Source organism: Pseudomonas edaphica (genome assembly GCF_005863185.1).
Classification (GTDB): Bacteria; Pseudomonadota; Gammaproteobacteria; order Pseudomonadales; family Pseudomonadaceae; genus Aquipseudomonas; species Aquipseudomonas edaphica.
The window spans coordinates 1-8,010 of the sequence record NZ_VBVZ01000276.1 but is presented as its reverse complement, the minus strand read 5'-3'; the positions used below and the strand labels follow the sequence as shown (position 1 = coordinate 8,010).

The 8,010-nt window shown below is 62.5% G+C and carries 7 protein-coding genes; 2 read left to right on the top strand and 5 right to left on the bottom strand.

The annotated features are described in order from the left end of the window. Positions 1-1,273: cyclic peptide export ABC transporter (locus tag FEM54_RS18350; RefSeq protein WP_138452342.1), on the bottom strand; the 1,273-nt coding region annotated here is incomplete at its 3' end. Positions 1,274-1,474: 201 nt separating this feature from the next. Between FEM54_RS18350 and FEM54_RS18345 the strand changes: the two genes are divergently transcribed. Beyond that, entirely contained in the window at positions 1,475-2,302 is an 828-nt protein-coding gene (locus FEM54_RS18345) for a formyltransferase family protein (RefSeq protein ID WP_138452340.1), read from the top strand. Positions 2,303-2,418: 116 nt separating this feature from the next. On the opposite strand, the gene pvdO is transcribed toward FEM54_RS18345, so the two are convergent. The 3 genes from pvdO to pvdM are packed head-to-tail and all read right to left on the bottom strand — an operon-like array spanning position 2,419 to position 5,973. After that, the gene (pvdO, locus tag FEM54_RS18335) at positions 2,419-3,291 is read right to left on the bottom strand and encodes a dihydropyoverdine dehydrogenase (RefSeq protein ID WP_138452338.1); all 873 of its coding nucleotides are present in this window, start codon (positions 3,289-3,291) and stop codon (positions 2,419-2,421) included. 33 nt (positions 3,292-3,324) lie between these two features. Beyond that, positions 3,325-4,605 (bottom strand): pyoverdine-tailoring periplasmic protein PvdN, encoded by a 1,281-nt coding sequence (gene pvdN / locus FEM54_RS18330; protein ID WP_138452336.1) that lies wholly within the window; start codon positions 4,603-4,605, stop codon positions 3,325-3,327. A gap of 18 nt (positions 4,606-4,623) precedes the next feature. Continuing rightward, complete coding sequence (gene pvdM, locus FEM54_RS18325; RefSeq protein ID WP_138452334.1) at positions 4,624-5,973, bottom strand: pyoverdine-tailoring dipeptidase-like protein PvdM; 1,350 nt, start codon at positions 5,971-5,973, stop codon at positions 4,624-4,626. A gap of 142 nt (positions 5,974-6,115) precedes the next feature. Here pvdM and pvdP point away from each other — a divergent pair, with 142 nt between their 5' ends. Next, complete coding sequence (gene pvdP / locus FEM54_RS18320) at positions 6,116-7,729, top strand: pyoverdine maturation tyrosinase PvdP (RefSeq protein ID WP_138452332.1); 1,614 nt, start codon at positions 6,116-6,118, stop codon at positions 7,727-7,729. On the opposite strand, the gene FEM54_RS18315 is transcribed toward pvdP, so the two are convergent. Further along, positions 7,722-8,010, bottom strand: a 289-nt coding sequence (locus FEM54_RS18315; protein ID WP_138452330.1) for a DUF1853 family protein, incomplete at its 5' end; no start/stop codon positions are given. The two genes, pvdP and FEM54_RS18315, sit on opposite strands and share 8 nt — an antisense overlap.

The window sequence follows — 8,010 nt, the reverse complement described above, 5'->3', positions numbered from 1 at the left end:
GGTAATAGTCGGCGAACACCGTGGTGAACAATTGGCGATAGTCATCGCGCACCGGGTCGGTCACGGTTTCGCCGTTCAGGCGGATTTCGCCGGCGTCGGGTTGATACAGGCCCAGCAACAGTTTGATCAGTGTGGTCTTGCCGCAGCCGTTCTCGCCGACGATAAACACGATATCGCCCTGCTGGATGCTCAGGTTGATCGGCCCCAGGTGAAACGGCTCGCTGCCCTCTACCGGCGGCGGGCTGTAGGTGACACCACGCAGTTCAAGGCTGTTGACCACCGGCGTGGGAGCTTCGCTGCCGTCCATCAACAAATGCGGCTCGGGGGACGAGAAGCGATCAGACAGCTCGGTGATACGCGCAAAGGCAATGCCGGCCTTGCCGATGATCGGCAGGTAACCGATCACGTGTTCGAGCGGGCCTTTCATGTACAGCAGCACCAACACAAAACCGGTGATCACCGCCGGGTCCGGATTGGGGCTGTAGGCTTGCATGGCCAGGGCCAGGCCGATGACCACAAAGAACAGCATCGAGCCAAAGGTTTTGGCCACGATGTAAATGTTGACCGAGCGCACCTGGATGTCGCTGATCCGGTCGGCGGTTTCCTGGATACGGTGGGTGTTCATCCGGTAGCGCCGTGGCCGGTGGATGCGCAACTCCTTGGCGCCGGAGGCGATCGCCGAATAGTAGCGCTGCAGTTCGTCTTCCAGGTCGCGGGCTGCATCGAAGCCGCGTATGCCTTTGTGGCCGGCGATGAACTGCACGCTGCTGCCGATCACAATGGCGACGATCATCATCAGGAACATCGGCACAGACAAGTAGGCCAGGTAACCCAGGCAACCCAGGGTTACCGTGCTGGCGATGGCCAGCGGGGTGAACGCGAAGGAGAAATCGCTGATGGTATCGACGTCGTGGGTGAGCACCGGGATCAGGCGGTGCGAGCGGTAGCGTTCGATCTGCTCGATGGGCGCCGACAGCACTTTCTCGCCGAGATCCTTGCGCAGGGCGGCAATGATCCGCTGGCCCACATAGTTGGTGCCGATATCCGAGACGATCGAACTGGTCAGCGCCAACAGGCACAGCGCCGCAAAGGTCAGGACCACGCCCTGGGTCATGCCGGTTGTAGAGTGCAGGGCGTTATTGATAGTCGCCAGCAGCAACGTGATGGCCAGGCCGCCGGCCATGCCCAGCGCGACAGAGACTGTCACGATGGTGCGAAAAGGCCTGAGCAATGCGAGCAAACCGTTAAAGGCGCCGCGCTTGGGGTCGGTCATAAATACTTCCCGGAAAGTGAAAAAAGAGGGGGCTGGGCACACAGACCCTTACCCATGACAAACGAAGTGTCGGGGCGACTATTTAGCGCGGCGCGCCGGGCGGTGGCCTGGGTCGATAAATTGCCTGCAGGCTGGTTCGTTCTTGTTGTGTAGGCGCACGCGTATTGGCGCGTGCCTGATCTATCCAGCGAGAGCGAAACAATGACGAAAAAGAATCTGGTGTATGTCTGGTCCCTGAGAAACGCTGCCGCCGACAAGGCCGGGCAGCCGGTGGCCTACAAGGACCACGAGCGCTATATGAAGTCGGTGCTGGAGTTTCTGGTGGGGTCGCTGAACGACACACCGTTGGGCCAGGCCTACAACCTGGTCGGCGTGGTGTACGACGATGACGAGCAGAACCCGCGGGACCAGCAGTTGGTGGTCGACTATGGTTTTGCCTATCAGCCGGGTCGCCAGTGGCTGTACCCGGCGGACCTGCGCGTGCAGGGCAACCTGGTCAATGACTTGTTGCTAAGCGTGCCGTCCACCTACCGCCGCCTGCCGCGTGGCAGCGCCGAACACATCGCCGGCAAGCAGGATTTTGAACGTCGCTTGCACGACACCCTGGTGGAGTTGAAGGCCGATATCGTGGTGCTGGACGGCCTGCTGGTGATCCTCGATGAGCTGGTGCGGCCCGGCGCGCCGTTTGCGCGGCGGATCATGAACATCCACCCAGGCATTACCCGTATTGAATCGCCTTACGAGCGCCGTGGCGCCTATGCCACCTGGAATGCCTTGTACGGCGCGCGCGGGCAGACGGTGGTGGATTGGGCGACCAAAGCCACCAAGGCCAGCGAACCGCTGTACCTCACCGGCGCTTCGTTCCATTACGTGGACAACGGCATTGATTCGGGCGAAGTGTTCCACGACGTGCTGAAAACCGAGATTTCGCCTGAGGACACCATCCTCGAATTGCGCTGGAACAACTTCAACAACAGCCTGTTCCCGGCGTTGCATGAAGGGTTGGAGTTGTTGGCTCAGCAGGCTTAAGGCGATCCAAGTGTGGGGGCTGGCTTGCCTGCGATGGCATCAACTCGGTGTACCTGATGTACCGAGGTGTCTGCATCGCAGGCAAGCCAGCTCCCACCTTCTGCTCGGTGTGCTGCTTAAAGGTCGCGCACTACCCGAAACCCAATCCAATCCCCACGGGTTTGCGGGTAGATGGTGTTGCGGTTGCCCGAACGTGAGAACACCGGCGCTTCGCCCCAGTCATTGCCGCGGATCTGGTAGCCCTCGCAGTGGGGCTCCATCCAGGCGCTGCCGTCGGTAGGGGCGCCGATATAGTTGGGGTGCTCGCAGTCGGCAACCCGCTCATACACATTGCCGTGCATGTCGTACATGCCGAATGCATTCGGCGGGTAGCTGCCCACCGGCGAGGAATAGCTGTAGCCATCTGCCGGGCCGTAGGTGTTGGCGTGCTGGGCGATGCTGTAGCCCTTGCCCTCGTCGAACGGGAAGGGGAACGGTCCGGCGGAGCCGGCGCGGGCAGCGTATTCACGTTGGGCTTCGCTGACCATGTGGTACTTGTGCCCGGTTTTTTCCGATAGCCAGGCGACGTACTGCTTGATGTCGTCCATGTCCATGCACACTGCCGGCTGGCGTGGCCCTTGCGGGTAGCGGGGCTTGCTGGCGATGCATTCGCGGCCGGGGCGGGTGTCGCCGTCGGCGATCTTGACGCCGGTCTGGCGGATATAGCTGTCCCATTCGGCGGCAGTGACGTGGAAGCGGCTCATGGCAAACGGTTTGGCGAAGGTCACGTCGTGCATCGGGCCTTCATCGGGCTCGCGGCCGACTTCGTCTTCCGGCGTGCCCATGGTGAAGGTGCCGGCGGGCAGCACCACCATTTCCGGGCAGTCCTTGCAGTCCTTGAACACTTTGCCGGGTTGCGGCGTGGCGGCCTGCGCCAGGTTGGGCAGCCATGCCGCGCAAAGAGCAGTCAGCGCCAGGGCGGTCAGGGGTTTGAGTCGGGATGGATTCATGTGGGCATCTCGTTCAAAGGAAAAAAGGGCGCATCACAGGCGTTGGCTCAGCAGGGCCATAAACTGCTGGATTTCGTCGGAGCTGTTGAGCAGGCCGGGGGAGGTACGGATTACCGGGCCGACATCACGGTCGACGGCGTCGATCACCACGCGGTTTTTCATCATGTGGGCGACCACGGCTTCGCTTTCCTGACCCTTGATGCGGAAGAACGTAAAACCTGCCGACAGGTCGGTGCTGCGCGGTGTCACCAACTCGATCTGCGGATGCGCCAGCAACTGGGTTTTGAGTTCGCTGTTGAGTACGTGGATGCGCGCCTCAACCTGTGCCTTGCCCAGTTGCAGGTGCAGCTTGAACGCTTCATCCGCCGCCCAGCGATGCTCAAAGGCGTGGTAGCCGCCGGGCGTCATGGTGGTGGCAAAGTTGGTGTCTTCGGAGAAGGTCGGCACCATGGGTGTGACGTATTTGTTTTCGGCGTCGCGGGCGCAGACCAGCCCGGTGCCGCGTGGGCCGAACATCCATTTATGCGTGCCGGCGATAAAGAAGTCGCAGTGCATGGCCGGGAAGTCGAGGTTCTCCACGCCAAAACCATGTACGCCATCGACCACATACAGGATGCGGTCGTTGTCGTCGCGGTTGCGATTGAGTTCCTCCACCAGCTTGCCGATTTCGCCGATCGGCAGCTTCACGCCACTGCCGGACTGCACCCAGGTCATGCCCAGCACGCGGGTAGTGGGGCGAATGGCGCGCTTGATGTTGCCCAGCACTTCGTCACTGGAGACCTGGCTGGCGCGCTCGAACAAGCGGATGCGCCGCACCTGCGTGCCTTGGCGGGCGACGCGAAAATCCAGCACGTTCTGGGTGGCGTAGTGTTCGTGTTCGGTGGTGAGAATCTCTTGGTCGGGGCGCAGCTTGATCCCGCCGTAGATCATCGCCAGGCCTTCCGACGTGCTGCCGGTGAGGGCGATCTGCGCCGGCTTGGCGTTCAGGTAACGACCGGCCCATTCGCGCACCTGGCCTTCACGTTTCCAGGTTTCTTCCAGGCCCCAGTCCATGGCCAGGCCGGGGTTGCGGTCGATCTGCTGGCGGTAGCGCTCAATGGCTTCGCGCACGGGGCGTGGGTGGGAGGTCACCAGGAAGTTGGAAAAGTGCAGGTAGTCCGGGTCTTGGGTGAACAGCTGTTTGAAACCCGTCCATGGGTCGTTTGTGGCAGGCGACTGGGTGGCTGCCTGGGCGTGCGCGAGCAATGTGCTGCCCAATGGCAGGCTGGCGGCGAGTACGCCAGCCTGCTTGAGGAATGTACGGCGGTCGGTCATGGACTGGCTTCTGAGTAATTAGCGGTTGGCCAACGGCTTGGCGGCTTTTTGTACCTGGTCCCACACCCGCAGGAAGTTGCCTCCCCACAGCTTGGCGATGTCGGCCTCGGAGTAGCCGCGCTGGATCAGTTCGGCGGTGACATTGCGCACTTCGCCGACGTTCTCCCAGCCCTGGATGCCGCCGCCGTCATTGAAATCCGAGGCGATGCCGACGTGGTCGATGCCGATCTTGCGCACGGTGTAGTCAATGGCATCGCCCCAGTCCTTGAGGGTGGCCTTGGGTTCTTCTTCAAGAATGGCGTACAGCCCCTGGGCGTACTGGCCGAACTTCTGCTCGGACCAGGCGGCGATGATGGCGTCGCCGGGCATCAAGGCCACGGCCAGGTTGGGCAGCGACGGCAAATCGAAGCGCGCACGCAAGGTGTTGAGCTTGTCTTGGGTGGGTTGGCTCAGCGGGCGCAAATAGGCCGGGAAGCCCACCACCTGCACCACGCCGCCGCTGTTCTTGATCAGTTGCAGTTCTTTGTCGCTGAGGTTGCGCGGGATATCCACCGAGGCACGCGGCGCCGAATGCGAGGCAATCATGGGGGTACGGCTCAATTGCGCGACTTGCTCCAGCGCCTTGGTCGACATCTGCGACACATCGATGATCACGCCCAAGTCATTGAGGCGGTGTACGGCCTGTTGGCCGATGGCTGACAGCCCTTCAAGCGCGTCGGTGGTGTCATTGAAAAACGGCAGCGGGCGTGACGAGTCGGACCAGGCGTTGTTGCCGATATAGCTGAAGCCGAACATGCGCATGCCGCGTGCCGCCCACAGGTCCAACTGGTTGAGGTCGTCGCCCAGCGGGTAGGCGTTGAGCATGCTGATAAAGATCGCAAACTTGCCCTCGCCATGCAGGCGCCGCATATCGTCCGGGGTGTAGGCGATGCCGACCTGATTGGGGAAGTCGCGCACCATGCCGGAGATGATCTTGTAGCGTACCTCTTGCTCGTGGCGGGCCTCTTCGACAAAACCGTCGGTGGGTTTGTGCGGCGCGTTGGGGCCGTTCCAGATTTCCGGCCAGCCGAAAATTGTCAGGGCCGCGCCCGACAAGCGCCCGCGTGCCGCCTTGGCGAGGTCAAACTGGCCGCTGCCATCCTTGTCGGCTTCGTTGCCGGCGGTGCCGAAATCAATGGGCACGGTGATATGGCTGTCGAACGACAACAAGCGGTCCTGCATTTCGTTGGCCTGCTTGATCACCTCCAGCGGGTAGCCGGCATTGCCTTTGAACCAGTGATCCCAGGCCAGGAAACCGACCCCGGCGCCGATGGCCAGTGCCAGCGGCAGGCCGATATACAGCGCCTTTTTCGAACGTGATTTTGTCATTGCCATCTCAGTCAGTTGAGGCCTTTGCTATCAGGGAAGAACGAGCCATGGCCGGGGAAATTTAGGCGCGGGCGCTGGGCCGGTAAATTTCTCGCGGCCGTCAACGTTCTAGCTCTGATCAAGCTGTTTCCTAAGGTAGACAATGACCCTCTCTCGACGTGGCTTCATCGCCGGCCTGGCGCTGACCGGCGCTGCCGTGCCAGCGGCCCTTTATGCCCACCGCGAGCTGACGCGTGAAGAATTCCCGATCACGCCGGGCGAGGCCACGGTGGACCTGGCCGACACCGCCGGCCAACACCTGGCCAATACCCTGCGCGGTGTGTGGAGCCTGCGCCTGGAGGGCCGCGATGCGGGCCTTAAAGGCTTGCCGCTGCAAGGCCTGGAGCTGTTGCTCGACATCGCCCCGCGTGGCCGTGGCTTGCGTGGCTATCTGGACACCGCTGCAAACCTGCGTGCCGAGGGCGAGCCGCGTTACCGCGTGCTCGGTGATCTGCTGACGGGCGAGGGCGCCGTGCTCTACTGGCGCCTGATCGACCGCGACGCCGCGGATGGCGCACCGGCCTATGAGTTCAAGATGACCCTCGACGAAGTTTGGGCCGACTTCGCCAATGCCGGCAGCAGCACGCTGAGCGGGCAGGTTCTCGACCTTGAGCGCCCCCTGGCCCTGACCGAGCGCGACAACCGCTTTATCGCCCACAAGCAACTGTTCCCCGAGGCGCGCCAGCGTATCGGCCTCAACCCGACCTTGCTGGCCTGGCTGATCGCGCCTGAGCACCGGCTGTTCCACCAGCTCTGGCACGCCACCCGTGACCAGTGGCACAAGCTGTCTGAGGAAAAACGCGATGCCCTGCGCGGTATCGGTTGGCAACCCGGGCCACGCGGCCAGGAGCGCGACGCGCGCGGCAAACGCAAAGACCGTAACGGTTCGGGTATCGACTTCTTTTTCATGCACCGGCATATGCTTGGCACTGCGCGCTCCATGCAAGACCTGCCTTCCTGGCCGCAATTCCCTGAACCCCAACCGGCGCTGGAACGCGATCGCCTGGGGTTTTTGCGTTATTTCGATAACCACGACGGCTTTGCGCTGCCACCCTGTTGGTCAGCACCTGATGACAGCGACTACACCCAATGGGTCAGCGATATCAAGGCGGCCGAGACCTACCACAGCAACTTCCAGGTGTGGGAGTCGCAGTACCGTGACCCGCGTTACCTGGCCAAACTGACCTTGGGCCAGTTAGGTTCGGAGATGGAGCTGGGCCTGCACGACTGGCTGCACATGCGTTGGGCCTCGGTGCCCCGCGACCCGTCCAACGGCGTGCCGGTGCCGTTCGCCCGTGACCCGGCGGACTTTGCCGCGCGTTGGTACGCGCCGCAGAACGACTTCCTGGGCGACCCGTTCTCATCGCACGTAAACCCGGTGTTCTGGCACTTTCACGGCTGGATCGATGATCGCATCGAGGACTGGTTTCGCGCCCATGAGCGGTTCAATCCAGGCGAGGTCAGCCGGCTGGAGGTCAACGGGGTCAAGTGGTTTGCCCAAGGCCGCTGGGTGGAAGTCGCTGACCCATGGCTGGGGCCGGACACCCACGGTTGCAGCACCACGCCGGGGCTGCAGATGGGGCGGTCGATGGAGATGGACCCGGAGACCATGAAGCTGGCGCTGCGCATCACCTTCGCCGAAGAAGACGGATTGCAGGCCTTGTTCAAGCGCGTGCCGAAACGGCCCTGGTATGCGCGCCACCTGAAACTCAAGTAATGCCCGGGACGTTTGGCCACAGGTCTGCAACAAGGAACAAACGTTCGGCTTCTTCCCAATCTGCGCCTTGCTGAACCAGCCGCACCAGTAATTGGGCCGGTGCCATCGGGTCGAGGTCTGCCAGCCAGGCTTGCATCTGGTCAGCACGCCACACCTGATCCTCCGAGTAATGCGCCGGCGCCAGCCAGGCGTGCCGAGGCAGGGGTTGCCAGCGCCCCGGCGGGCTCTGGCTGACGAAGTCGCGCCAATCACGCTGATGCAGCCAGCGCCCGCGCAGGTGC

Excerpts from the sequence above, each read along its gene's own strand:
- FEM54_RS18345 (WP_138452340.1), top strand. The coding sequence starts at position 1,475 with ATGACGAAAAAGAATCTGGTGTATGTCTGGTCCCTGAGAAACGCTGCC.
- pvdO (WP_138452338.1), bottom strand. The coding sequence starts at position 3,291 with ATGAATCCATCCCGACTCAAACCCCTGACCGCCCTGGCGCTGACTGCT.
- pvdN (WP_138452336.1), bottom strand. The coding sequence starts at position 4,605 with ATGACCGACCGCCGTACATTCCTCAAGCAGGCTGGCGTACTCGCCGCC.
- pvdM (WP_138452334.1), bottom strand. The coding sequence starts at position 5,973 with ATGACAAAATCACGTTCGAAAAAGGCGCTGTATATCGGCCTGCCGCTG.
- pvdP (WP_138452332.1), top strand. The coding sequence starts at position 6,116 with ATGACCCTCTCTCGACGTGGCTTCATCGCCGGCCTGGCGCTGACCGGC.